Here is a 26,146-nt window from a genome sequence, read left to right on the forward strand (position 1 = left end):
TGACAATCGTTACTTTGGGACGGATGAAAATTGGTGTGCTGCAACTCAACTCCACCGTCGGGGATTATCCGGCCAACCGCCGTAAACTCATCGCCGGGTACGAACGTGCCGTGGCGGCAGGAGCGGAGTTAGTCTTGACGCCGGAACTGTTCCTTAACGGCAGCACGCCGCATGATTTGTTGCTCCAGGAAGATTTTATCGAGGCTGGTCTGGCGGCGTTAAATGAAACCGCCCAAGTTGTCGGTCCCGTTCCGTTGTGTGTCGGGTGCGTAACTTCCAGTGCCAGTAAATCCGGAGCAACCCTCGCCAATGCCGCCGTCATTTTGCAGCACGGTAAAATCGTCGGGCAGCAAAATAAAACCATACTCTCTGAGCGCGGCGCGATGAATGAGAGCCGATATTTTCACCCCGCCCAATCAACGCGCCCGTTTGCATTTAATGGGCGCAAGATCGGAATCACCATTGGCGACGATGCGAACCCGGCAGACGGGGAGGCAAACGAGCAATCACCGGCTCCGGATCGCGTCCGCGAGTTAGTCGCTCAGGGGGCGGAGGTGATTTTGAGTCTCGCGGCCTTTCCCTGGCATGTGGGGGAGGAGCGGAAGCGCTTCGAATTCTTGCAGCGGGTGGCGCGGAATAATCGGGTGCCGGTGGTTCAAGCGAATCTCGTTGGTGGGAATGACGGAAGCATTTTTGACGGGCAGAGCATGGCATTTAACCGTGCGGGCGAGCTGATCGCGCGCGGCGCGGCTTTTGCAGAAGACGTTTTGATCGTCGAATTGGATGAAGCGCCGTCAATCAACGTCCACTGGCCGGCCCGGGAAGAACAGTTGTTTCGCGCGCTGGCGTTGGGCATTCGGGATTACGTTCATAAGTGTGGGTTCAAATCCGCAATCATTGGCTTGTCTGGCGGTATTGATTCTGCCTTGGTGGCGGTATTGGCGGTCGAGGCGCTTGGCGCCGATCAAGTCATGGGAGTTTCCTTGCCGGCCCGTCATTCAAGCTCCGGCAGTTTGACCGATGCCGCCGCGCTGGCGAAAAATCTCGGCATTCGGTATGAGGTGGCGCCCATCAAGCCGGGAGTGGCGGCGGTGGAAAAGCAGTTGGAACAGTGGTTTGCGGGAACGCAACCCAACGAAGCCGAGGAAAACATTCAGGCCCGGTTGCGGGGCGTAACCTTGATGGCGCTGGCCAATAAGTTTGGCGCCATGGTATTGAATACCGGCAATAAATCCGAGTCAGCGGTTGGGTATTGCACATTATACGGCGACACTTGCGGCGCCTTGGCGGCGCTGGCGGACGTTTACAAAACCGAGGTTTACGCCATCTCGCGCTGGATCAATCGCGACCGCGAAGTGATTCCAGCGGCGACCATAGCCAAACCGCCCAGCGCCGAGCTGCGCCCCAACCAGAAAGATCAAGATTCGCTTCCGCCTTATGAGGTGCTGGATGCTCTGCTGCGAAGCTACGTGGAGGAAAATTTGAGTGTGAAAGAAATCATTGCCCGCGGTTTTTCCCCGGCGTTGGTTGAGGAAATCATCCGCAAGGTGGCGCAGAGTGAGTACAAGCGTCGCCAAGCGCCTCCCGGTTTGCAGGTATCGGCGCGGCCTTTTGGCTCGAGGCGGTGCGTGCCCATTGCCCAACGCTTTCGAAGTCCCATTTGAGCACCCGAAGCGCGCCTGATTTCGCCGTGAAGTTTTCCATCGTTACCCCGAGTTACAACCAAGGCCGGTACCTACCTGACTGCATTGAGAGCGTGAAGGCGCAGACCGGAGTGAGCTGGGAACATCTGGTTATTGATGCGGGCTCCACGGACGAAACCTTGGACGTCCTGCGCGCCCATGCGCATCTGAAATGGGTTTCCGAGCCGGATCAAGGCATGAGCGATGGCATCAATCGCGGCTTTCGCAAAGCCACTGGTGATTGGGTGATGTGGCTCAACACGGATGATTATTTGCTGCCCGGGGCGCTGGCGAAAGTGGCCGCTGTCGCCAATCGGCATCCAACGGCGGACATTATTTACGGCGATTGCCTTTTCGTGGACCAGGCCCGGCAACCCATCCGTCGCAAACGAGACCATCGCTTTCACTTTGGCGTGCTGCTATTCTACGGTTGCTATATTGCTTCCACGTCCACTTTCCTCAAACGCCGAATCATTACCGACGGCCAATTGCTGGATTTGGATTACAAGGTTTGCATGGATTTTGAATACTACGTGCGCTTGGCGCTGGCCGGTTATCGCTTCGAATACCTGCCTGAAGTGTTGGCGGAATTCCGTTGGCATGGACAAAATACCAGCACGATTTTGCACACGCGCCGCCGGGCGGAACGGCTGCAAGTCCAACGTAAATACTTAAAGCAACTGGGGTACGGTTGGTTGGGACGAAAGTGGTTGTTGAGCGTTCTGACCCGCGTATTTCAAGGTCGCCGGATCCTGCTGCGCGGTTGGCCGCCGTTCGGTTCTTGAACCGCAACTCGGTTGAGGCAGGAGGATGACGCGCCCGGCGAATGTCGTGTATTAACCGTCCGTCAGGCCTGGAAGGGAATGTGACTCATTTCGATGCCGCCAGCGCATGAGACTCATCAGTGCCTAAAATAAAACTGCGGACGTAGTTTACCTGCTTCATCCATTCAGCATGGCCATCGGCAAAAACGTATCACGCGGAGGCGTGATCTTCGACCCGGAATCTCAGCGTGGAGCGCTAGTGCGTTGAACCATCCAGTTATTATCCCGGGTGGAAGTTTTTCCGGTGCCAAGGCTGGGATTGAGCATTCTTATGGGTTGTTTGGTGCCGGCATCCATCCATTTCTTAATCTCCGCATGTCCGTCCGCAAACGATAGTCCCCCGGCGCCGTTGTGATACGAGGCGGGCACATCGTCCCAGACCGTAAATCCATTCGGCCAAATGTTTGCTGCCGGCATCCGCATGCCGAAGAAACCGTCATTGATGCTATCCGGGTGTTCGTCAATAAACACCCAGGTCATGGCGGGGCCCGGACGGGTGAACTGGGATAATTTAAGGAATAACTGATAGGTAGATTGGCCGTATGCAGTCCACATCGTGCGGTCGTAATCTCCGACGAATCCATTCATGGAAAGACTGCGGTTGCGCCGTCCGACCGCGCTGGGAATCTTGTCGGCGGGACAATGATAGACGCCTACATTGCGCGCGGTATAGGGTCCCAATGCGCCGTCCTTGAGGTATTGATCATTGGTATTGGCGCCCATTGGCGTTCCCGACCCCCAATCCAACCAACCCGTGACCCATCCGCGCAGATCGCCGGACAGACTGCTTGCACCGAGATTGGTCACCACACTATCACTGCTGTCCCCCGCATAAAGATACCAAGCCAGTTGGAGTTGCTTGAGATTATTTAAGCAACCGATCCCTTCAGCTTTGGATTTCGCCTTGCTCAGCGCGGGTAACAACATGGCGGCCAGGATGGCGATGATGGCAATCACCACCAGCAACTCGATCAGTGTAAAGCCGGGGAGACTTTGCCTTTTCGCGCCGTTTAATAATTTCGTGTGCGCTGGATTCATTCGCATATCTCTAGCGGTTAATAATGGATGAGGTCAAAACGGTTATCCGTCAAGGTGGATGGCGTCCTCCGTTTCTTCATTGCTCAATTGCTATTCAGCGGGTCAGTGCCAAAGGGTGGGCTTCGTCCGTGCCCAGAATAAAACTGCCAACATACCTTTTGCTTGGAACCCATTCGGCATGACCATCACCGAAAACGACGTTGCCGCCTTCGGCTCCATGATTGTCGCCGGGGTCCGGGAAATCCTCGTTGGGACGACCGGCTCCCTTGTCAACATCCCCAAGCTTTCCTGCGTCATCCTCGTCGTAAATGATCCAAACCTCGGATGGACTGGCGTGCCGTCCCTGCTGGTAATAATTGTACTTAGTACCGGCTTGCGGCGTGGCGTACACATGGGAAGCAACGGAGCTTTGGGTTTTCCGCACATTGGTCTTCGGATTGACGGTGGTTCCGTTTGCGCCACAGAAGTAACCAGAAACTTCATAGCTGTGGCCGTAGGGGTCCAGCTTGCCGTGTCCGTTTTCCAGCAAACTGCGCACGTAACGGGTGTTGCCATGCATGCGATCCGTGTAGAGCCGCACTCCGGAAACATTCGGGGCATACGGGCCGGTGTCATTCGGAAACATCGTCACGAAATCGTTCGTCACGTTATTACGAGTGGACGGACACATAAAGCTGCGCAGGTTCGATAAATATCCCGGATACAACCAATTTAGATCGTCGTCCGCGTAATTAGCTGCACCCGTCAATGCGCCCTTATCATCGTCATCCGCATACATCTGGCTGCCGAGGCCCATCTGTTTTTCGTTGTTCAGGCAATAGATTTTTTGTGCTTTGATTTTTGCCCGACTGAGCGCGGGCAGCAACATGGCCGCCAGAATGGCAATGATGGCAATGACCACCAACAATTCAATCAGGGTAAACCCCTCGCGAATTGAGCCGCGGCGGCGGATCAGCGGATTCGGATTTGTTTTCATACGCAACACAAGATTCTGCTCAATGTTCACTTTTGCAAAAGGCTTTGTTTGCCTTGGCGATTCAGAAAAAGAGGCATCCACTCGGCGTGGATGCCTCTGCGGTTAGTCCTCCATCACTGGTGGAAACCGTTTAAAGGTGACGCACCCGATAAAACTGCTGGTCGCCAACCTTGGCCACCACCGCCCGGTAGGATCCGGGACTCAGTTCGGTGATCGTGGCATTGGCCGGGCTGGTGATGTCGGTGGCGGCAGTTCCGCGCAAGACTTCAAACGCGCTGGGGGCGTCCGCGAGATCGAAGGTGAAGTCCAGTTGCAATTCGCTGCCCAGATCGGTGACGGTGGCGATGGTGATCCCCTGGAGGCGCACCACTCGCAGGTTGTCAATGAGAACGAACGACTGGCTGCTGCCGACCGAACTATACGGATCGGTGTAACCGATCATGATGTTGCCACTGGTGAACTCGTTGGTGTTGTTATAACTCAGGATTGGAGTGTTATTGACTCGTAGCGTGATGACATTTCCAATCTGGCTCAGTTCCACATCCGCCCAGGTGGTTGCTCCCAACTCGCCCTGGCGGCTGGAAGGCACGCCGGCAATTCCATAAGGCGGCGACTTGAAAACGTCCTTCAAAACATCTGAAGTGGTGCCGACCACCCCGCCCAATCGAGTGGGAACATTCCCCGCTGTGGTTGGTGCGCTATAGAGGGCGAAATCTCCGCCCAAAGCGATGTTGCCTGCGCCCAGTCCTCCACCGTCCGCTTCAATGGCGCAAAAGATTCCGTCATAAGTGGCGCCAGGGGTGCCGCCGCTGCCGTTGTTGAACCAATTGGCTTTCGTGCCGGAATGGTTGAGGCCGAACAACGCGTATTCGGTGGCGGACGCACCGGTGATCCAATTGAGCAGCATGTCAAAACGCAGGGCGTAATTGCCACTGAAGGTCTTGCCGTTTGGATAGAGGTTTACGGCGGCGGCGGAAGCGCCTCCTTCTTTATTGACCGTCATAAATAGACCCAGGGTATCGCTTCCATGCGGGGCCGTGGGAATGTTGTATTGGCTGTAGTCAAACGCGAACGTCGCCGGATTGGAGTCCGGTGTGTCATTGGCGGCCACGTTAAGAATGGTCCAGTTCGCCGAGGAATCATTGTTGAAGTTGTCGGCGAACAATACCGTCTCGGCGGGAACATTGGCATCAATGATCGTGATGGAAGCCGAACCGGGCGTGCCAACGGCGTATTCATTGCCACTGGCGGGAGCGATAACCATCGTCGCGGTTTCATTGCCTTCGTACAGCGTGTCTTCGATTGGGTAGATGGTGTTGGTGACGCTCTGTTCGCCGGAATTGAACCAGATCGGGTATGACCCGGGGTCGTTGGCGTAAAAGTCCGTGTTGTTGGCAGCCGTTCCTGAATAGGAAAAGTTAACCTGAAATGCTGTCGTTAAGTCGCCCAGCCGGGTGATTCGAAAGGCGGCAAAGTCATTGGTACGTTCGTACATCTGCGTGGAAATATTGGTGATGGTCAACACCGGCGTTTCATTGTCCGCAATGGTTATGGTGGCGCTGCCGGCTCCCACGTAACTGATGTCCGGAGTGATCGAGAGGATCACCGTTTCGGTTACTTCGGGAATGGCATCATCAATCGGCACCACGGTGACATCAACACTGAAATCGTTCGCCGGGAAGGTTGCCGAGCCCGACAGGGTTTGGTAATCAACGCCATTCTGCGCCGAACCACTCATCGTGTAGAACACCGTCAACGCGGAACCGGCAGCGCTACGGGTGATCGTGAAGGTTCCTGGCGTTGGCCCCGCTTCCGAGGCGTTGGGAGCGCTTGCCGTGACGGAAACCACGTTTGTGTATTCCGTGACGCGCACATTATCAATCAATACAAATTGCAGGGCCGCCGCGTTGGGATCGGTGGAGGCGGTCGTGTTGATATCGTAGGCATTGAATAAGATGTTGCCCCCGCCCAGTGTTCCGGCGTCGGTGGTATCGGCCGTGGCAATCAAAACCCCATCCACCGAATAGGTGATGATGTTGGCCACCTTTTTGAGAGAAACTTCGTGCCATTTGAAGGCCAAAGAGCCGTCGGCGGCAGTACCGGTCTGTTGCGGATACAACGCCGTTTGCTCCGCCGGAACGGGCTGTCCGGGGAAATTTGTGACGTAATAATTCCCGCCGCCCGTATTATTGCGTGAGCCGCAGAAGTAAACGAGTGGCGAGCTGGGGTCGTCCGCGATGATGTGATCGGCGTCTTGGTAACTGACCGCGTGAGCTGGCGCATAAACCCGGTAGTCCGCGGAGGAACCTCCGTCCACTGTGGCGCCAATAAATACACTATCGGCGATGCCGGCAACCTGAGCGGATGTTCCCGCCGTGCCGTAACCAGCTCCGCCGACAATCGTGGAACCATTACCACCACCCGGGGCCGGCCCGTTGAAATTCATCCACATGTCAAACCGCATCTCGAAGTTTTCCGTGATGGAAAACCCCAGGGGCGACACGCTGACGCCGCTGGGAAACTGTTGCACAGTTGCGTCCAAGTTTGCCCCCAGCTTCAATCCGTGGGTGTCGCTTCCGGTCGAGTTGGGCGCCAATGGTATTCCGAGGGCACTATAATCGTAAAACAGATCAGCGAGATTCACGCCGCCCACCGTGTTGGTGACGTAGGTGTCGTCTAGCCGGTGATCGATTTCAAAATCCTCGCTGAAAACGACATTTTGTCCCCAGGCGCTGACCGCCGTGGCCATGATCGTTCCTGCACTCAGCACTTTGACTAGTGATTTCATGTAGGGTGTACTTTTCATAGTTTTTTCCAGATGTGGTTATTTCTTCAACTGTAAATCAGATCATGGTTCGCGGCAGCACTATCAGTGATGTCGGTGCAAACCGCCCGATCGCTCTACCAGCTAAACTCCAAGAACCGTCGCGCTTATCCATGATGCGAATAATGAAACCTAAACAATCCACCCACCAACGCTCAATCCTAAAACCTCCGGAACGCCAATCAATTTGGGGGACAATTACTGTCCCCCCTTACCCACGGGTGAGCGAAGGACCGCTCCGACCCCATTTGTGACCTGGTCCACACCGCGAGAATGATTGCGAAATGGAAATCATCGCCGCCGGTAAGGTCGGTTGGTTATTTCGCAGTCGGCATATCCGTCGGAGGTTTGAGTTCCAATGAAACTCCAAAAATCGGGATCGAGTGTTGAGGCTGCGCCGACAGATCAGGATACTTTTTATCTGGCTAAAAATGAATTTTGAACCATGCTGAGGCCAACCAGCGTGAGTGAATTGAGTCAAATCCAAGCAGCCCTGCGGCGAGTGGCACGCCGCCGCCGCCGGGGCCGTGCCTGGCACGGCTTCTGGCGTGGCGGATTGCTCGGCGCGTCGGTCTGGGGTTTGAGCCTGGCGTTGTTCAAGCTGATGCCGATTCCCACAGTGGTCCTTTGGTGGACGGGCGCATTGGGGATCGCTTGCGCGGTAATCGGATTTATTGTGGGCGGTTGGCGTCGCCCGGAGCTTGCGGAAACCGCCCGTTGGGTGGATGTGCAACTGCGGCTACGCGAGCGTTTGAGCACCGCTTTGGAGTTGGCCGCAAACGCCGATGCCGGTTCGTGGCGGGATTTGGTTTTGCAAGACGCTTTGGGTCAGGTGGCGAAAATTGAGTCCAAAAAGCTGGTGCCGGTGCGTTTCCCTAAAGTGGCACGCTGGGCTTTGGGGGTGTTGGTGGTGGCAGTGGGATTGGGCTTTATACCGGAATATCGCTCGTCGGCGCATCAGCGTCGTCAAGCCGACACCAAAGTCATTCAGGAAGCTGGCGCACGCATGTTGGAACTGACGAAACAGGAATTGGCGCAACATCCGCCCGTTCTGGATTCGACCCGCAAATCGCTGGAGGCTCTGACCGAACTGGGCACGAAACTGGAACGCGTTTCGCTGACGCGCGGCGAGGCCCTGAAAGAAGTGGCGAGCGCCACAAGCCGATTACAGGAGAGTCTGAGCGGTCTCGGCAAGAATCCCGCCTTGCAAAAAATGACGTCCGCGGCGCGCAGCGGTCGTCCTGCCGAGGACCTGCAAAAGCGGATCGAAGCATTGCAAAAACAGTTGGCGGCCCAGGCGGAAGATCCGGAAGCCTTGGAGGACTTGCAGAAGCAGTTGGAACAGATTCAGCAATTGGCGCAGTCCTATGCGCAGCAAACCGGAGCTTCGGCTGCCGCGGCCCGGCAGCAATTATCGAACGCGCTGAATGCCTTTTCGCAATCGGCGCTGCAGGCCGGCCTCAGTTTGCCGCAACTCGATGACGCCATCGCGGCACTGGCGGCGGCAAATCCCGATCAGTTCCTCAAAGACATCACGGCGGCATTGACGGATTTGGACAAGTTGCGGGCGCTCAAGGACAAGTTGGAATCCCTCCAGGCGCAGGCGGAAAAGTTGGGCCGGGATTTGGCTGAGCAACTCCAGCAGGGCCAGGTGGAAGCCGCTGCCGACACGCTGGAAAAGTTGGCGGAAAAATTGCAGGCGGCCAATCTGAGTCCGGAGGAAATGCGCGCGATGTTGGAGGAACTTACCAAGGCGCAATCGCCCGCCGGTGAATATGGAGACCAGATCGCGGATTTGTTGAAACAAGCCATGGAACAAATGCAACAGGGTGATCAGGGCAAAGGCGCGCAATCCCTCGCCGCCGCCGCGCAGGAACTGAAAGATTTGCTCCAGCAATTGGGTGACGCCCAGTCATTGTTGGCGGGCTTGGATAATTTGGATCACGCCTCGCAATCCATCAGCATGGGCCTAGGCTGGGGGCAATGCCAGTCGCGCGGAATGAGCTTCAATTGGTTTGCCGATGCGGGCGGCAAAGGTGCCGGCAGCTCGTCAACGGAATCGGGCTTGGCGGATCGTCCGCCCGAGGCGTTGGCCGGCGACTTTGAGCCAACCAAGATCAAGGGCCAAATCTCGCCGGGCGCGCCCATGCCGAGCATCACTTTGAAAGGCGTGAGCATCAAAGGTCAGAGCCGGGTGCAATACGAGGAAGCGGCAACCGCCGCTCAAACTGAGGCGCAAGCGGCTTTGAGCCAGGAAAAAATTCCCCGCGCCTACCGTAACGCGGTGCGGGACTATTTTGATGATTTGAAGCAGTAGGCGGAGTTGCGGCGTGACAAAGTGAAAATGTCAAAACGTTAAATCGTTACATGGTTGCCACGTGACGCATTCTGCCGCGAAGTCGTTCTAACGATGTAACATTTTAACTTTGTAACGATTTAACGAGATCCATTTATCAACCCATGAGCACTGAATCGCAAATCCAATCTTTTCGCACCACCTATGCCGCGCTGCGTGGTGAGATCGCCAAAGTCATCGTCGGTCATGACGAGATCGTCGCGCACACCTTGATCGCGCTGTTTGCGGGCGGCCATGTGCTTTTGGAAGGGGTGCCCGGTCTTGGCAAGACCCTGCTGATCCGGACGCTGAGCGAGGTGCTCGATCTTGGTTTTAATCGCATCCAATTCACGCCCGACCTCATGCCGGCGGATATCCTCGGCACAAATCTGGTCATGGAAAGCGATTCCGGGCGGCGCGAGTTTCAGTTTCAACGCGGCCCCATTTTCGCGCACCTGATTCTTGCCGACGAAATCAATCGCGCCACGCCCAAGACGCAAAGCGCCATGCTCGAAGCCATGCAGGAAAAACAAGTCACTGCCGGCGGCGAACTCCGCAAACTCAGCGAACCCTTCTTTGTCATGGCCACGCAAAACCCGATTGACCAGGAAGGCACGTATCCGCTGCCCGAAGCGCAACTGGATCGCTTCTTCTTCAAAATCCTCGTCGGCTATCCGAGCGCGGCGGATTTGAACGAAGTCATCAACCGCACCACTGCTGGCGCCCGTGCCGAAGTGAACAAGGTTTTGACCCGCGAAAATTTATTGAAACTGATGAAGCTCGTCCGCGAAGTGCCGGTCGCGTCGCATGTGAAGGATTACGCCGTACGCCTCGTGCTGGCCACGCATCCCAAAACCGACACCGCGGCGTCGATTGCGAATCAATATCTCCGCTTCGGCAGCAGTCCGCGCGGCGCGCAAACGCTCATTCTGGCCGGCAAAGTCCGCGCGCTCACGCAAGGCCGCTTCAACGTCAGCTTCGAGGACATCCAGACCGCCGCGCTGTCCGCGTTGCGCCACCGCCTCATCCCGAATTTCGAAGCCGAAGCCGAAGGCATCACCACCGACCACGTCATCGCGCAGATTTTGCGAGACGTGCCGGTGACGGCGGAGGCGGTGAACGCTTAATCCTAAACAAACATAACCAATAAAAACATATGGCCGACGAGAAGAAGACTTCGTTCCCGAAAATGCCAACGAAAAACTGGTGGGCGTTAAGGGATAAATTTAAACAAACGATTCCGACCACCGTCACTGACAATTACGTCGCTTCGGTGCTTAACATGACGCAGGATTCAGCGCGTGCGAATGTTCTAACGCCTTTGAAGTTAGTGGGTATTGTCACCGCGGAGGGAAAGCCAACTGAGTTGGCGAAACAGTGGCGCGACGACCAACAGTATCCCAAGGTCTGCGAAACAATTCGTAACAGCGTTTATCCGAAAGAGCTTCTTGAGGCGTTTCATTCCCCTACCGAGGTAACAGAGGGAATCGAACGCTGGTTCATGAACCACTCGGGGGTCGGAGCGCCCGCCGCCAAAATGTTTGCGTCCTTTTACGTTCTGCTTTGCGAGGCAGACTTCAGCAAGGCGAAAGAGGCAGCCAAGGCAAACTCGAAAGAAGGCAGAAAGAGTGATCCCGTAGCAAAGCCGCAAAAAGTAAAAGCGCCGGCAGTTAAACAGAAGGGAGTTCATGATGGATCGGGCGGAGCGCATCTACATCCTTCCACTTCCTCGTCACCTTCACTGCACATTGACGTCCAAGTTCATATCGCTTCGGATGCATCGGCAGAACAAATTGATAGAATTTTCGCTAGTATGGCCAAGCATCTAAAGGGTGTGCAGCACACCCAAGAATCCAGTGAATGAGCGAACTAAGGCACTCAGCTTTGGCCCTTGCTAAGGCCCTGCAGAAGGATTGTGATCAAGAGCATCGCCCCTCTTCTGCGGGAGCGGCTGCCAAGTCGGACAAAGTAGTTTATTTTGCGATGGTCAAAAGCACGCGAGGCTACATTGAGCAAATCGTTCATCAGATCAATGGAGCCTACGAGCGTGGCTGGCATGACGCTTGTGCGGTCATGATTCGACGGCTCGTTGAAACTCTGATTATTGAAACCTTCGAGGCGCACTCCATCGCTCATAAAATCAAAAATTCAAAAGGTGATTTTTTCTTTTTGAGCGACCTGATTCCTCTGACGATTTCTGAGACCAGTTGGAATCTTGGCCGAAATACAAAGCAGGCATTACCTCGGCTCAAAGATGTTGGCGACAAGTCCGCTCACAGCAGACGGTTTGTCGCGCATCGCGAAGACATCGACAAGGTCATAACAGATTTGAGAGTTGTCGTGCAGGAGTTGTTATTTCTCGCCAAATTGAAATAAATGAGCGCACTCCTCACTCCTGAACTTCTGCGCTGGCTGGAGCAATTTCAATTGCTCGCGGCGTGGCGCGCGTGCCTTCCCCCATCCGCGAAGCGGATGAACGTGAATAGCCGTGGGTGCCAACCCACGGAACAATGTTCCAAAATCAAATTCGACCCTGAAAGGGTCGAACAACGCATTATTCCGCCCTTTCAGGGCGGGATTGTTTGCTTGTCGCCGTTCCGTGGGTGTCAACCCATGGAAAACCATCGAAAAACAAACCCGACCCCGAAGGGGTCGCACCATCATTCATCCCACCACTCGCGTCGAATTCACAGATGCCATAAATCAATCGCCGCATGGTTCGGCCCTTTCAGGGCCGATGATAATTGTGATCGCATTCCGTGGGTTTTACCCACGGAAAATCGTCGCAAAACAAATCCGACCCCAAAGGGGTCGCACCGTCAATCATCCAAACCCATATTTCACATCCGCCCGACGTGTCATCAACCAACCGGCCTTTGGTTCGGCCCTTTCAGGGCCGCGGCTTTTTTTGCCGCGCTACCGTGGGTTGCACCCACGGCTATTCATGTTGTTCGCCTCCGGCGAACGGTCGAATCTAATGTTTACGGTAATTGTTCGCCCGCAACAACCCGGCAACGGTTGCACTTTTACAAACTCCTAAACGCCATGCCCACGTTCACCCAAATTTATTACCACATCGTCTTCTCGACGAAGAACCGGGAGCGTGTGCTCCTCACCAACAAACGTGATGACCTTTTCCGCTACACCTGGGGCATTCTGAAAAATAAAGACTGCCACCTCTACCGGATTGGCGGCGTGGAAGATCATGTCCATGTTTTGACCGAGATTCATCCCACCATTGCGCTGGCCGATTTGGTAAAAGACATCAAAATCAGCACCAGCAGTTGGATTAAACAAAACCACGTTTTCCCCGGCTTCGATCATTGGCAAGAGGGTTACGGCGCATTCACGGTCTCGCACAGTGACAAAGACGCGGTGATTGAATACATCAAAGGGCAGGAAGAACATCACAAGAAAATTTTATTCAAGGACGAGTTGCGTGAATTTCTGATTAAACATGGGGTAACATTCGATGAAAAATATCTGGTTTGATTGCGCAGGCGATTTGTTTCGCCCTTTCAGGGCGAGATTATTTTCACAATCGCTATTCCGTGGGTTTCACCCACGGCTATTCAAGTTGTTCGCCTCCGGCGAACTGGAACGCGCACGGCAAAACCACAAGGCCGCTATTCCCGAAGTGCTTCATTCTCCCATTTTTTGCGTCGTTGCGCCTTTGCGTTAAAACTCATGTCTTCACTGCTCACCCCCGAACTTCTCCGCCGCTTGGAGCAATTCCAATTGCTCGCTGCGCGGCGCGCGAAGAGTTCCGCCAAGGGCGAGCGCCGCAGTCGTGCGCGCGGCCAATCCGTCGAGTTCGCCGACCATCGTAGCTACGTTCCCGGCGACGATTTTCGTTATCTCGATTGGAATCTGTTTGGGCGACTGGATCGCCTGTTCCTCAAGCTTTATGAGGAGGAACGCGAACTGCCGGTGCGCATTTTCCTCGATGCCAGTGAATCCATGACTTTCGGTGAACCACGCAAATTTGATTTTGCCCGTCAGGTCGCCGCCGCCATCGGCTACGTGGCGTTGTGCGGGTTTGATCGCGTCAGCGTCATCCCCTTTCCCGGTGCGGAATTCGGAGTGCGGGGTGCGGAATCACCAAGCGGCGCGGCGGACGCAAATGTTCCGCACTCCGCACTCCGCACTCCGCATTCATCCGAGGAGTTGGCAGCGCGTGGCGCATTGCGAAGCGTCCGTGGAAAGAAGTCTTCGATGCAATTTTTCCACAACCTTAATGCCCTCACCGCGGGCGGCGGCGCGGATTTGAATGCAGCCTTGCGGCGCGGCGCATTGGAAGCGCGTCACACCGGCCTCGCCATTGTGTTGAGCGATTTTCTCGATCCTGCCGGTTACGAAGCGGGCTTGATCGCATTGGTCGGGCGTGGCTTTCAAGTGAACTGCGTCCAGATTCTCGCGCCGGAAGAATTGTCGCCTTCGACATTTGGTGATTTGCGCCTCGTGGATTCCGAGAGTGGCGGCCAGCAGGAAGTCACGTTTGGTCGCTACCGCATGAAGGCTTATCAGCAGACCGTGCAGAATTTCGTTCAACGCCTCCGCGAGTATTGCACGAACCGGGGCATCAACTTCTTCATGGCCCCATCGAACATGGATCTTCAGGATTTGCTGCTGAAACAGCTAAGGAAATCGGAGGTGTGGGGCTAGGCGGAGCGAGGATGGAAGATTGAGAATGGAGGATGGAAATTTATGGCAGTCATCCAAAGTTTTAGAGACTTGAAGGTATATCAAGCTGCGCGAATCGAAGCTCGCAAGGTCTTCGAGACAACACGCGTTTTTCCGGTTGAAGAAAAATATTCGTTGACGGATCAAATCCGTCGGTCATCCCGTGCGGTGAGTGCCATGATCGCCGAAGGGTGGGCGCGGCGACGTTATCAAGCTGCGTTCGTGAATAAGATAAACGAGGCGCTTGGCGAAGCGATGGAAACTCAAGCGTGGCTTGATCATGCTCTGGATTGCGCTTACCTCAATCCCGATAAATACCGCGAGCTTGATGCAGCCTGGCAATCCATCGGCGCAATGCTCCACAAGATGATGGGCCGGGCGGACACATTTTGCCCGAAGCTTGAATCACACGCCTGACCTTGCGAATGAAATCCATTCTCCATCCTCCATCCTCCATCCTCGCAGGAGGCCGCGCATGAGTTTCCTCGCGCCACTTGCCTTCGCGTTCGCCGTCAGCCTTCCGGTGGTGATCGTGTTCTATCTGCTCAAGCGCAAGCGGACGACGAAGCTTGTTTCCAGCACTTTGCTCTGGCAAAAATTTCTCGCCGATACACAGGCCAGCGCCCCGTTTCAAAAGTTGCGCAAGAATTGGCTGCTTTATCTGCAACTGCTTTTGCTCGCGTTGGCTGTGCTCGCGCTCACCCGACCCTATTTCCAAACCACCGCCCAACCCGCGCAATTGCGTGTGGTCATCCTCGACGGCTCGGCTTCGATGCAGGCCACGGATGAATCTCCATCGCGTTTCGCGAAAGCCCGCAGCGAAGCGCTTCAGTGGGTGGATAACCTTCAGCCCGCCGATCAAATGGTGGTGCTGCTCGTGGGCGCAAACACCGAGGTCAAGCAGTCCGCCACCAGCGAGAAAGCCGCGCTGCGCCGCGCCCTGCAAGCGTGCGAACCATCGGATACTCCCACGCGACTTCTCCCGGCGCTCAAAATGGCCGAGTCGCTCGTGCGAGATCGCCACGACGCCGAGATTCATCTGTTCAGCGACGGCGCGGTGCCGGAACTTGCCGAGTTCGAGAACAAGGCGTTGCCGTTGGTTTATCACAAGGTTGGCCAACGCGCGGACAATCTCGGCATCACCGCCCTCGACGTGCGCGCGAATCCCGAGGACGCCACCCAGCGCGCCATCTACGCCAGCGTGTTAAATGTTTCGTCGAACCCGATGAGCGCCGATTTGGAACTTTATTTTCAAGCCAACGACAGTGGTGCGCGCCGCCTGCTGGAAACCCGTCCGCTCACCGTTCCGGGGCGGCAAACCGTGCCGCAGGTTTTTCGCGCCGCACAGAACCGGGACGGTGTTTTTACCGTGCGGCTGACTGGGCCGGATGATCTGGCCGCCGACAATGAAGCTGCGATCGTCAGTCTGTTGCCCAAGCCGGTGAAAGTGGTGCTGGTCACGCGCGGAAATCAGTTGCTCGAAAAATCCTTGCGCGCCATTCCCAATGTCCAACTTACCGTGGCGACCGACCTGGCTGTCGCCGACGCGACTCTGGGCTTCGTGGTGCTGGACGGAGTCGCACCGACGGCGTGGCCCGAGGGCAACGTGCTCGCATTTCAGGTCGCCGACACCAATTGGATCGCCGCCGCGCGTTTGGTGGAGGCGCCGGTGATCGTGGATTGGAAAGCCACGCATCCGCTGTTGCGGTACGTCGGATTCGACAACGTGCAAATCGTGCGGAGTCTGGTCGCACGGGAGTCGCCGTGGGCGGCGCCGATTCTCGAAGCGCCGCAGGGGCCGCTCATCCTCGCGGGCGAACTGGGTCGGCAACGCCTCGTTTGGGTTGGGTTCGATCCGCTGGAGAGCAACTGGCCGTTGCGCGTGTCGTTTCCGATCTTCATGGCCAACGCCGTGGATTGGCTCGATCCGGCCAACGCCAAAACATCCCAGCTCCTCGTCAAAACGGGCGATCCCTTTCGCCTCGCACTGGCCGAACCAGTGACCCGCGCGGAAGTAAAATTCCCTGACGGCAAAACCACCACGCTCAATCTCGAAGGTGCGAATGAACTTGTCTTTGGCGACACGGCCAGACAGGGAGTTTATCAGGTGCGTATGGGCACGAATGAAGTCACCTTTTGCGCGAACTTACTCGATGCTGCCGAGAGCGATATTCATCCGCGCGAGGAATTGAAGTTCGGCGAGTACGTCCGCGTTGCCGCCACGACCGCGCAACGCACGAACCGGGAGTTCTGGCGTACGCTCGCGGCCCTCGGGTTGGTGGTGTTGCTGTTCGAGTGGTGGTGGTATCACCGACGGACAGTGTGAGCGGAATAAAAAAATGAAAGAGATCGGAATCCAGTCAGTTGAGAAGGAGCCAGGTGCGGAAGACCTTCGCGTGTATCCGGATTATTTGATTGGTTGCCTGCTCCGAGCAGGCGTGGGGATGATTGAGGCTGACCGTGCGCATCACCACAATGGCAAAGTTGACGGCATTTTGCATTCGTAGTATCAACCCTATTTGAACGCGTTTGGGAACCTCTAAATTTCACTTTCTCAAACTAGTGCCACTCAACAGTTTGCACTCACCAACTTAAAAATGTTTAATGCGTAGGCCCTGCCATTTTGTTATAGGCCAGCTCCTGCTCGACGCTCAACCGGTACAAGCCGTTGATCAGATTCCCACTCCGTTGCTGGATGTAGCTTTCAAACGAAATATCCTGCCCGCGCGTGACCGCTCCGCTCATCAGCATGGCCAGTTGCTGGTTGATCTGCCGGGCCACGTCGGGCGACACGCCCTCGACTGTGCTACGCATGATGTGTTGCACCTTGCCGGCGGCATCGGTCGTTTCTTCCATCCAGATCGCCGCTCGGAATCCCAAGTCACCGTTGGCCGAAAGGCTGTTGCCCATGAGCGGTCCCAGTGCGCCAGCCCGCTGGCCCGTGGCCAGATAATTGGAAAGGTGCTTGGCGACCAATTCCTGCCGTTCCTCGTCGGTCAAAGCGCGGGTCTGGCTGCCCACCGTCACCCGCAAGTCTCCCGCCATCGCGGTGATGATGGCGTAATCGGATTTCGGCACCACGGTGATGGCGTGGTCTAATTGAACCACCGCGCCCGGACAACCGGATCACCGGCGGCAAGATCATGAGTTCCTCCACGCGCGAGGTGAAAAGCCGGGCGGCCATGGCGTTGCGCCTGGCGGCACAGGGACTGAACCAGGCGCAGAACTATTTTGGCGACCTCTACCGGCGTTGGAAGGCGCGGCTGGGAACGCCCAAAGCCATCACCGCCATGGCGCACAAATTGGCGCGCATCCTCTGGCACTTGTTCAAACATCGGGAAGCCTTCAACCCGGAAGTCTTCCAAAAGGAGGAGGAAAGAATGCAGCGCAAGAAGCTCGCCCGCCTGCACCATACCGCCACCGCCCTCGGCCTCAGGCTCGTTCCCGCCCAATGACTTAACCCATCAGCTTATCAGGAGACGGCGTCACCATAACTGATCAACAACTGCTCTCACAATCTCTTACCTGTTCGTGTCATACGCTACAAAGCCGTAAAAGTAAGGCAAGCCCTCGCCGTTGAAGCGCACGACCAACAAATTCGAGACGGTCTGTAACCCAAGTGTGCTGCGAGCGTGCTCCAAGCCCTCTGCGGAATCAACGTGGCTGTATCGTGTGCGAATAGTCTTCGTAATCTCGGCAAAGTCTCCGGTGCGTCCCTGTAACGCTTCGATGTGTGAAATGGCCCGAACGGTCGAGACTCGGAGCGACACGATAGGAATGGCCAAAATGGAAAGCAGAACCAATCCAATTATCCATGCGCGTCGCATAGCCGTCTAACGTCCCCAAGCTCAGCGACAGGCGACAGGAAGTCAAGCGCACCCCCCGGGACGCTCAAGAGCCTGATCGCTGCAGTGCCTGGTTAGACCTTACCGCAGGCTGAGGGCGTGGCCAGCCTGCGCAGAATGGCGTCTATCTGCTCAAGGTGCTGTTACTGAGAAGGTTGCAGCGAAAAGAGTTAAAACCGAAACAAGCCCTAAAAGCCTGCGGTGGGTTTGTTTCTGGTTTTGGCTCTTGGCGCGGTCGCCTTGCCCGGGGCTTGAAACATGAAGAAATTCGGCGCAACACGCTCTATTGCAACCAGATGCGACTACTTGAAGGGCGCGGGCCATTGACCGCCGCGCCAGCGGCGGGCAAGGCCGCGCCTAACCTTGTTATATTAAGAACAACTCAACAGATGGAAATTTTGCGCAGTAAAACATCCTTGGACAGCGTATCAGGACAGGGAGGGTGGATGCGGTGAGGTCTAACTATTGATATACGAACAGCGGTCCATATATCGAAATCATGGCCGTGAATGTTACAGGGGCAATAAAAAAATTGAAAGATATGCTGCGCCGCAAGCATTTCTTGCTGTCCACGAAGGTGACGTATGGCAACTGGAGTATCAGAATCGGATGTCGTCCGCGAGACGCGAACGACGACCGCCGCGGACGGCGGTGCTCCCCCAATCCCCATTCCTCTGCCAATCATTCCCTTGTCTTCCTGTTCGCGTGTTTCGCGGTTGTAGCCACTTTGGAATTAAACACTTTTCCCCGCTCTCGACCTGTCGGTCACCCTCTCCGCCATCGCGATGGAGGGCCGGGGTGAGGGGATATTTCCTTGGGAGGGACGCGTTCCACCGCGTCCCCGATCAATTGGGGACGACGTGGAAGTCGTCCCTCCCAATATAACGACGCCGTCGCCATGAGCGTGCGCCCGGCCAATAATGTAGCTGCGGCGTCCCGCCGCAGTTCCAACCGAACCAAGTCGAAACGTCTCGGCGGCCTTTAACTTTAGAACCAGATGTCATCCGCGAAGGCGCGAACGGCTACCGCTGCGGACGGCGGTAATCCCCCAATTTCCCTTCCGCTTTCACAGCAGCCCCGGTTGTTTACTGCTCGTTGCTTTCAAACCGAGTTTTTTGTAACTCAACTCCGTCGCCACGCGGCCTTGTGGGGTGCGGTTTAGATAGCCTTCCATGATGAGATACGGCTCGTAAACTTCCTCGATGGTGTCCGGCTCTTCGCCCACGGCAACGGCGAGCGAATTGACGCCCACCGGGCCGCCGCCAAACTTGGCGATGATGGCTTCCAGGATGCGCTTGTCCATTTCATCGAGACCGTTCTCGTCAATCTCCAACATGGCCAATGCCTTGTCGGCAACGAGCGCCGTGATTTTTCCGTCGTGGCGCACTTGTGCGTAATCGCGCACTCGGCGGAGCAGGTTGTTGGAGATGCGCGGCGTGCCGCGGCTGCGTCGGGCGATTTCATGCGCGCCCGCCGCTTCGATCGGCACATTGAGCAAGTTTGCCGAGCGAATGACGATTTTCTGCAAATCTTCCGCGACGTAATAATCCAACCGTTCACGCATCCCGAACCGGGTCAGCAACGGCGCACTGAGCAAGCCGCTGCGGGTGGTCGCGCCGATGAGCGTGAAGCGCGGCAGATTCAACCGGACGCTACGGGCATTCGGGCCTTGGTCAATGATGATGTCCAGTTTGAAATCCTCCATCGCGGGATACAGATATTCCTCGATGGTTTTTTGCAGGCGATGGATTTCATCAATGAACAGCACGTCGCCCTCCTCGAGATTGGTCAGCAGCCCGGCGAGATCGGCGGCTTTCTCGATGGTGGGGCCGCTGGTCGCTTTCAGGTTTCCGCCCATCGCTTTCGCCAGGATGTTGGCGATGGTGGTTTTGCCGAGGCCGGGCGGCCCTGAGAGGAGGATGTGATCCAACGCTTCGCTGCGTTGTCGGGCGGCGGTGACGGCGATTTCCAGGCGCTCCTTGACTTTGTTTTGCCCGGTAAAATCGGAGAACAGCGCCGGGCGCAGTGTTAATTCCAGTGCGACGTCGGGCTGGTTGAGCGTGGAAATGGACCGTTCCGCCATAACGAGAGAGCATGGGCAAACGACTGCGCACCGGCAAGATGGAAACCGTTCCAGAGGGCGCGGCGAAGCATCAAACGTGAGGCTTCAGCGGAGTTCTCGGGCTGGTGACGGATGGAACTGGTTGCGATCCGGTTAATCCCGAGAGGCGCGGAGATCATCAAATACCGCCAGCAGCGCGAGGTAGTTGTCCACCAATAATCCTTCGTAGCCGTGGCCGCCGCCCTGCCAATCGCGCCAATCCCGGGACCTGCCGTCGGCCCCGAAGCCTTGGAATTCGCCATGCGCGTAACCTTTGAGCATGGGATAAAGAATGCGCTCGGCATCCGCACGGCGGCCCAGTTGATAGAGCGCTTTGATGGTGAAGTAGGCAAAGCACCCGGTGGCTCCGCCGTTTTCGTAGAATTGAAATCCATCCGAGCCATCCTCCAACTTGGGTTCGCCGAATTGCTCGGGTGGGGAATTGTGAAAGACGTAATCGCCTTTACGCACCGGCACCAGGTTGCCGGGCAAACCGAGCGAGAAATTCGTAAACCCTACGGCGCTCATTTTATCGAGCAAACGGTCCATGATGGGGTTGGCGTCTTTTGCCTCCAACAATCCGTACGTAATGGCCACCCCGCTCACGAATGTGAACCAGTAATCGTGCAATGCCCCATCCGCACTGCGCCAGCCCGCGAGTACGCCGGTGGCCGGATTGAAAAACGTCGGCAAATAAGCGGCGCGTAATTTGGCGGCGCGCGCGATGAACCATTCCGCGTCGGCGTCGTGACCCAGTTGGCGCGCGCAGTCGGCCCATTGGGTGATCGCGCGGTACGCCAGGGCATTGGCGTAGGCGTCCTGGTGGCCGAAGTTGATCGTATCCCACCAGTTCGCCGGGCGGCGCTCGGAGACCGGGCGGTCGCCGTAGTTTCCCGAAGCGGGATATTCAAGTAGCCCGTCATCGTCGCGATCCATCGCCAGCAGCGTTCGCGCCCAGCGCGTGACGCCGGCATAGTTGGCTTGCGCCCACTTCCGGTCCTTTGCGCCCTGGATGTAATAACTCGCGGACAGTACCAGTGAGGGATAGGAATCGAGCGAGTCGTAGGGGGTTTGCCAGCCGACGATATCTGCGGTGGTTGTGGCTGGCGAGTAGTTGACCTGACCATAGCCTTTCGCGCCGGCCAGATAGCGGTCCAGTGTCATTCGCACCAGATCCAGACAGGTCAGATTTGACACCAAGGGCGGCGCGTGGCGGGCGACTTCCGCATATTCGTAAAGGGTAAACGCGCAGGGGTCGCTGGCGGAATTATTCGCCAACATTTGCAACCGCGGATTGATCTGAAAAATGTTCAGAAAGTCCCGTCGGAAACCATCGTAGCGCGGGTTGTTTTCAACGCCTTTAAGGTTGGGATAAATTGCCGTGATTTCCAGACGGTAACTTACTTGGGGTTGTTCGGCGGTCGCTGGTGGGAAGGCGATGCGTACGAACGGGGTTGGGACAAAGCGCCGGGCATCGTAATCCAGTTCCAATCCGGGGAGATTTCCGGTGATCCGCACCGAACCCATGCCCGGCAGATGCAGCACGCAGGGCAGCGGCATGGTTTGCTTTCCGGGCGGCATCAGACCCAGCAGCGTGGCGTGGTTGAGCTTCTGGTTGAACTCGAGCGTCAAGGGTGGCGCCGGTGTCTCCGCGACAAATTCTGATTCGAGCGTAATGACTTGTCGCTGACAGTTGATTTGCCAACCCGCGGGGCCGGTTGAAGAGCGATAGATGAAATGGCCGGGGCGGGTGGTTTCCAAGTGGAAGCGGCTCGCGCTGTTAGTGTCCATGATGAGCGGATTGACGCCGAAGCGCTGCTGCCCAAGCGCATCCACCATCAGGCTGGCGAAGGCGGGCGTGTCGCGTGCGAGAGTTAGTGAGAAGTAGTCTGATTGAAAATCCGCCGGGGTTGCAACCAAGGCGAGGATTCCCGCCCACAGCCCCAGTCCGATGGCGCATGGTTTATTCATGATACGAGTAAATTCAGAAAACCGAAGGTACTAAAGAATGTACCGAACACAAAACCAAAGGTGTTGCCGGGTGAACTTTGAATTTTTTACGGTCATGGCTTTGGTTAATTCACCATAAAATCAGCCAAACGCTAGAGCGATTGTCGGATAAGCGCAATTGCAGGTGAAAGAAAAGAGCCGGATTTTTCAATCCGGCTCTGACGGGAACGCACTGAGCTTCAGAGGAGGTTACTCACTCTGAATCCGGTAATACGCTTGAGGCTCAGCTCCAATCGCAATCGAGAACGAGCCGGCGGCGGCCGTGTTCGTGGCCACCCGTTCCCAGTTGTTGAGCGGTGTGGTGACGACGGAGGCGCGCAACAGAACGAACTGGTTGCCCGTGCCGCCGGAGTAGTTAATGGTCGCCGTACCGGCTCCCGCTCCAGTGATTTGCATGTCGGTCACCGGTTGCGGGGCCGTGCCGCCACTCGTCACATTGAGCATGCCGGTTCCGGTGAAGAACGCGCTTTCATGATCAGCGCCAGAACCAATCGCGCCCCAGGTGCCGGCGGCTTGCGGGACGCCACCGAAGGAGAGCCCCTTGATCGTATTGGGTGCACCGGTGAAGTCGAGATTCACAACCGGCGCCGCGCCGATCAGCCTCAAGGTAGCCTGCGAATTGATGTAGGCATTCGCCGTGCCCTGGCTCAATTTCAAGGTGGCTCCGTTGGTGACCGTTACATCGCCCGTGCCCAATCCGCCATCCACCCGGACGTCGGTAACGCCGGCGTTGACGAAGGTGCCGCCGGAGTAGGTGTTGTTTCCGCTCAAAATAAACACTGGCGCGGCATCTGCCGAAACCCCCAAGGTGAGCGGTCCCGTGCCCGAGATGGGGCTGGGAATCTCGAAGGTGCCCGCCCCGACGTCGCCCGCAAATGAGCGGAACGTGCCGCCGTTCACCAGGGTGATGCCTTGATTCGAGTCCAGCGCGATGCTATTTCCGCCGGCCTTGCGGATTTGCGCTCCATTCATGATGGTAATGGCGTCGGCCAGCGGGGTTTCTGGGATTCCACCAAAGCCGGTGTTATAGGCGATGGCGGTGGAGTGGCCGACGGTGTACAAGCCAGCGGCGACGACCAATTTACCAAAGGAATGTTCCACGCCATAAGTTCGCAATTCGCCTGGTCCGGTCTTGGTCAGGGTTCCAGTGCCCAAAATGGGGCTGCCATCTCCAACGAAGAGAATGGCCCCGCTGGTGGGAAGATCCAGCGTGCCGCCACCGGCGCCAATGGTCATCGTTTTTCCGGACTGGATGAAGTTGCCACCCACTGCTGCCGAGGTGTTACGCAGTACCGCTCCATTGTCCAAAGCCACCGAATAGAAGCTGCCCAAGCGTGCCGCATCCGCGATGGCAATGGTGCCGGCGTTGATGTAAAGATCGTCAATGATTGTTCCAGTGGTTAGCGTGGTGGTGCCGGAACCTACTTTGGTTACCGGAAGATTATTGTTGATTTCTCCGTCCCACGTCGTGTCGGCGTTATTTCCGCCGAAGGTCAGAATCCCGCCGTAGCTCTCCAAGATGGCTCCGGCATCTCCGGCCAACCCGCCGATGGTTTCGTCGAAAGTTTGTAAACTGAACTTTCCAGTGGCGCCAATTTTAACGGTGGATCCGTTGGGAATGCGTTCGGCGGCGCCAATTTGCAAAGTGCCGCCTCGGATTTCCGTGGTGCCGCTATAGGTGTTGTTGCCACCCAGTTCGAGCGTGCCGGGGCCGTCATAGAGCAAACCGGTCGTTCCTGCGAGTACCGAATTGATCGTGCCAATCATTCCATCCGTTACGCGGGTGCCGTCGGCGTTACCCAGGTTCAAGGTGCCGCCGTCCAAGGTGACGTAGCCGTCTTCGAAAGACAGGAAATCAGCGGTCTGGGTACCGTTGATGGTGACGGTGAATTGTCCATACGCGTTATCGCCCGCGGAGAACACCGCCGCGGCGCCGGGGATCCAAGCTGTAGTGGCTCCAGTACCGTCCACGACGGAATTCCAAGTATTTCCACTTCCCCAAGTGCCTTCGGCGGATCCGGAAAAATCGTCGGTGGCGCCTATCGCCGGACCGTTTACGTCCCAGTAAAGTACCGCACCATCGTTATCGATGATATTGATGGTAGCCGTGCTGGGGTTGCCCAAGTAGTAGGCATCGTTTTGGGCCAGGTTCAAAATAACAGTTTCCGTGGCTTCCCGATCGTTGTCGTTAATGGGGGTAATGGTGATATTGGTACTCGCCATTCCCGCTTGGAGGACGAACGGACTGGCAACGGACACGGTGTAGTCCACGTTACTTGTCGCTGTGCCGCCCAAGGTGAAATGAACCGCTAAATTTTCGTCCAAGTTCTTGGAACGGGTGATGGTGAACACGGCGGGATCGCTCCCTTCTTCCGAAGCTTCCGCGTCCTCGTCCGCTCGCACGGTGAGTGTGGGCGGAGTGTAAAGTTCAAAGGTGCCGTCGGATTTGGTGGTGGCAACGGAATATCCGCCGGGCGACCAAAACCGGGCGTATTCAGTCGAGTTGTCCACGCTCACCATGTTACCCGCGATATCAAAAGCAACGTCCAAGCAGATGTTGCCGATGTCAAAAGTGTCCTGCAAAGTGCCGTCGGCCAGACTGTAGAAATACACTTGGCCGGAGCCGCTGACAAACCGCCCGGTGGCCACGGTGCCACCGGCCTCGTTGACGCCGATGCCCCGAACGTAGTCATGACGGCCGTCCGAGTTCCAAGCCACGGTGTTGATGGGCCACTCCTGCGATCCGTCAAATTTACTGATGTCAGGCGCTTGATCCACGGTGGCGCGATAACAACTGGTGTACCAGTTTCCCTGGCTATCACGGTCAATTTCGCTCGGATAGAAGACGTTGGCCGTGCCGTTTATGAAGCAGTCGGGACCCAGCATCTGAGTGCCCAAGTCGTTTGGGGCCACCGCTTCATTACTGCCTAATTCGTAAGCAATGACTCCCTTCTGTGAATCATTGTAGTTGGGGCTGAGGAGATAAACCGTCAAGTCTCCAGTAGCACGTGAGCCAGAGGCATAGATGCTTCCGACCCATTGCGCGGCGCCTTTGTTGGAACCGTCAATGAGCGAGGTCGCAACGCTCAAGTCCTCATTAAAGCTGTAAGCCAAATCGTCATATAAGTTGGCTGCGTAAACGCAATCATCGTCCGGATTGATATTTATTTTGAACGGGTTGAGATAACTGTTTCCGTCGGATACCATTTCCAGTCCGCCGGTGTGCGGGCCGCTGATGGCTTGACCGTTGGCGTTCAGGACGTAGATGCCATCCGTGGTCAAACGCCCGCCACCAGTCATGCCGGGAGTGGCCAGATTGTTGTTGGCCACATAGACTTTCCCAAAGTTGGTGCTCGCTGGATTCTTGTTAATCGCCACGCTGTCTGGGTGCCAAAAATTACGGTCCAAGCCGTCCGGAACGTATTGCGTCCAAGCCTTGGTTGTATTTCCGGTGACAATGATCGAGTAGGTGCTAAAGCCGGTCATGTCGAACGTCTTGGTTCCGGCAGCGGTCGCATCTATGGCGGGCGTCACAGGATTGCCCCCATCACGCAGCACGGTGATACCCGCGGCCGGATGATTGAGCACGAAGGAAACAGTATTTCCGCTTCTGGTCACTTGGGACGCGTAAGGCGTCGCCAATGCGGATGAAATAAGCAGCGAACCGCCCAAGGCGAGCAGCAGTCCCCGCAGTTTTTGATAGTGATGATAGGCTCTGGTTTTCATAACGGTTATTACTTGTCTGTCTGGTTTGTCTGAATCATTGGGCTTTATGGCGAACGCGGACGATTATTAGTCAGTTGGCGTTGATTGACAATCTGAAATTTA

General features: G+C 56.4%; 17 protein-coding genes and 1 pseudogene. 11 read left to right on the forward strand and 7 right to left on the reverse strand.

Annotation, left to right across the window (positions count from 1 at the left end):
• Window positions 1–23 precede the first annotated feature (23 nt).
• Both M9920_09905 and M9920_09910 read left to right on the forward strand, forming a co-directional pair.
• Window positions 24–1,664, forward strand: coding sequence for an NAD+ synthase (locus tag M9920_09905; GenBank protein MCO5052606.1), 1,641 nt, complete (start codon window positions 24–26; stop codon window positions 1,662–1,664).
• Between the two features lie 26 nt (window positions 1,665–1,690).
• A complete protein-coding gene (locus tag M9920_09910; GenBank protein ID MCO5052607.1) occupies window positions 1,691–2,467 on the forward strand; it encodes a glycosyltransferase in 777 nt (258 codons plus the stop codon).
• 951 nt (window positions 2,468–3,418) lie between these two features.
• On the opposite strand, the pseudogene M9920_09915 reads toward M9920_09910, so the two are convergent.
• From M9920_09915 to M9920_09925, 3 genes and pseudogenes are all read right to left on the reverse strand, one after another.
• Window positions 3,419–3,544: pseudogene (locus M9920_09915) on the reverse strand (prepilin-type N-terminal cleavage/methylation domain-containing protein).
• Between the two features lie 94 nt (window positions 3,545–3,638).
• Window positions 3,639–4,520, reverse strand: a complete 882-nt coding sequence (locus tag M9920_09920) for a prepilin-type N-terminal cleavage/methylation domain-containing protein (protein ID MCO5052608.1) — start codon at window positions 4,518–4,520, stop codon at window positions 3,639–3,641.
• A 130-nt stretch (window positions 4,521–4,650) separates the two neighbouring features.
• A complete protein-coding gene (locus M9920_09925) occupies window positions 4,651–7,326 on the reverse strand; it encodes a hypothetical protein (protein ID MCO5052609.1) in 2,676 nt (891 codons plus the stop codon).
• A 463-nt stretch (window positions 7,327–7,789) separates the two neighbouring features.
• Between M9920_09925 and M9920_09930 the strand changes: the two genes are divergently transcribed.
• The 8 genes from M9920_09930 to M9920_09965 all read left to right on the forward strand — a co-directional run bounded on the left by M9920_09930 (window position 7,790) and on the right by M9920_09965 (window position 16,688).
• Window positions 7,790–9,661 (forward strand): hypothetical protein, encoded by a 1,872-nt coding sequence (locus M9920_09930; GenBank protein ID MCO5052610.1) that lies wholly within the window; start codon window positions 7,790–7,792, stop codon window positions 9,659–9,661.
• Window positions 9,662–9,804: 143 nt separating this feature from the next.
• Window positions 9,805–10,806, forward strand: coding sequence for a MoxR family ATPase (locus M9920_09935; protein MCO5052611.1), 1,002 nt, complete (start codon window positions 9,805–9,807; stop codon window positions 10,804–10,806).
• A 29-nt stretch (window positions 10,807–10,835) separates the two neighbouring features.
• Window positions 10,836–11,543, forward strand: a complete 708-nt coding sequence (locus M9920_09940) for a DUF5343 domain-containing protein (protein MCO5052612.1) — start codon at window positions 10,836–10,838, stop codon at window positions 11,541–11,543.
• Window positions 11,540–12,055: a hypothetical protein gene (locus M9920_09945; GenBank protein ID MCO5052613.1), complete on the forward strand. Its 516-nt coding sequence runs from the start codon at window positions 11,540–11,542 to the stop codon at window positions 12,053–12,055. Before M9920_09940 ends, M9920_09945 begins: the two co-directional genes overlap by 4 nt.
• Window positions 12,056–12,724: 669 nt before the next feature.
• Complete coding sequence (gene tnpA / locus M9920_09950) at window positions 12,725–13,171, forward strand: IS200/IS605 family transposase (GenBank protein ID MCO5052614.1); 447 nt, start codon at window positions 12,725–12,727, stop codon at window positions 13,169–13,171.
• A gap of 195 nt (window positions 13,172–13,366) precedes the next feature.
• The gene (locus M9920_09955; protein ID MCO5052615.1) at window positions 13,367–14,344 is read left to right on the forward strand and encodes a DUF58 domain-containing protein; all 978 of its coding nucleotides are present in this window, start codon (window positions 13,367–13,369) and stop codon (window positions 14,342–14,344) included.
• A 42-nt stretch (window positions 14,345–14,386) separates the two neighbouring features.
• A complete protein-coding gene (locus tag M9920_09960; GenBank protein ID MCO5052616.1) occupies window positions 14,387–14,779 on the forward strand; it encodes a four helix bundle protein in 393 nt (130 codons plus the stop codon).
• 58 nt (window positions 14,780–14,837) lie between these two features.
• Window positions 14,838–16,688 carry a BatA and WFA domain-containing protein gene (locus M9920_09965; protein ID MCO5052617.1) on the forward strand — a complete coding sequence of 617 codons (1,851 nt, stop codon included), beginning with the start codon at window positions 14,838–14,840 and terminating at the stop codon, window positions 16,686–16,688.
• A 275-nt stretch (window positions 16,689–16,963) separates the two neighbouring features.
• Here the strand turns inward: M9920_09965 and M9920_09970 are convergent, their stop codons facing one another.
• Window positions 16,964–17,470 (reverse strand): hypothetical protein, encoded by a 507-nt coding sequence (locus M9920_09970; GenBank protein ID MCO5052618.1) that lies wholly within the window; start codon window positions 17,468–17,470, stop codon window positions 16,964–16,966.
• A 35-nt stretch (window positions 17,471–17,505) separates the two neighbouring features.
• On the opposite strand from M9920_09970, the gene M9920_09975 reads away from it, so the two are divergent.
• Window positions 17,506–17,817, forward strand: a complete 312-nt coding sequence (locus M9920_09975; protein MCO5052619.1) for a hypothetical protein — start codon at window positions 17,506–17,508, stop codon at window positions 17,815–17,817.
• 1,456 nt (window positions 17,818–19,273) lie between these two features.
• Here the strand turns inward: M9920_09975 and ruvB are convergent.
• From ruvB to M9920_09990, 3 genes are all read right to left on the reverse strand, one after another.
• A complete protein-coding gene (ruvB, locus tag M9920_09980; GenBank protein MCO5052620.1) occupies window positions 19,274–20,290 on the reverse strand; it encodes a Holliday junction branch migration DNA helicase RuvB in 1,017 nt (338 codons plus the stop codon).
• 132 nt (window positions 20,291–20,422) lie between these two features.
• Complete coding sequence (locus M9920_09985; protein MCO5052621.1) at window positions 20,423–22,279, reverse strand: hypothetical protein; 1,857 nt, start codon at window positions 22,277–22,279, stop codon at window positions 20,423–20,425.
• 228 nt (window positions 22,280–22,507) lie between these two features.
• On the reverse strand, window positions 22,508–26,044 hold the full coding sequence (locus tag M9920_09990; protein ID MCO5052622.1) for an autotransporter-associated beta strand repeat-containing protein: 3,537 nt from the start codon (window positions 26,042–26,044) through the stop codon (window positions 22,508–22,510).
• Between the last annotated feature and the right edge of the window lie 102 nt (window positions 26,045–26,146).

It is taken from the genome of Verrucomicrobiia bacterium, from assembly GCA_023953615.1.
In the GTDB taxonomy this organism is placed as follows: domain Bacteria; phylum Verrucomicrobiota; class Verrucomicrobiia; order Limisphaerales; family JADLHS01; genus JADLHS01.

Coding starts and splice junctions, on each gene's coding strand:
- M9920_09940 (MCO5052612.1), top strand. CDS start 10,836: ATGGCCGACGAGAAGAAGACTTCGTTCCCGAAAATGCCAACGAAAAAC.
- M9920_09930 (MCO5052610.1), top strand. CDS start 7,790: ATGCTGAGGCCAACCAGCGTGAGTGAATTGAGTCAAATCCAAGCAGCC.
- M9920_09965 (MCO5052617.1), top strand. CDS start 14,838: ATGAGTTTCCTCGCGCCACTTGCCTTCGCGTTCGCCGTCAGCCTTCCG.
- M9920_09945 (MCO5052613.1), top strand. CDS start 11,540: ATGAGCGAACTAAGGCACTCAGCTTTGGCCCTTGCTAAGGCCCTGCAG.
- M9920_09920 (MCO5052608.1), bottom strand. CDS start 4,520: ATGAAAACAAATCCGAATCCGCTGATCCGCCGCCGCGGCTCAATTCGC.
- ruvB (MCO5052620.1), bottom strand. CDS start 20,290: ATGGCGGAACGGTCCATTTCCACGCTCAACCAGCCCGACGTCGCACTG.
- M9920_09960 (MCO5052616.1), top strand. CDS start 14,387: ATGGCAGTCATCCAAAGTTTTAGAGACTTGAAGGTATATCAAGCTGCG.
- M9920_09925 (MCO5052609.1), bottom strand. CDS start 7,326: ATGAAAAGTACACCCTACATGAAATCACTAGTCAAAGTGCTGAGTGCA.
- M9920_09905 (MCO5052606.1), top strand. CDS start 24: ATGAAAATTGGTGTGCTGCAACTCAACTCCACCGTCGGGGATTATCCG.
- M9920_09990 (MCO5052622.1), bottom strand. CDS start 26,044: ATGAAAACCAGAGCCTATCATCACTATCAAAAACTGCGGGGACTGCTG.
- M9920_09955 (MCO5052615.1), top strand. CDS start 13,367: ATGTCTTCACTGCTCACCCCCGAACTTCTCCGCCGCTTGGAGCAATTC.
- M9920_09935 (MCO5052611.1), top strand. CDS start 9,805: ATGAGCACTGAATCGCAAATCCAATCTTTTCGCACCACCTATGCCGCG.
- M9920_09975 (MCO5052619.1), top strand. CDS start 17,506: ATGAGTTCCTCCACGCGCGAGGTGAAAAGCCGGGCGGCCATGGCGTTG.
- tnpA (MCO5052614.1), top strand. CDS start 12,725: ATGCCCACGTTCACCCAAATTTATTACCACATCGTCTTCTCGACGAAG.
- M9920_09985 (MCO5052621.1), bottom strand. CDS start 22,279: ATGAATAAACCATGCGCCATCGGACTGGGGCTGTGGGCGGGAATCCTC.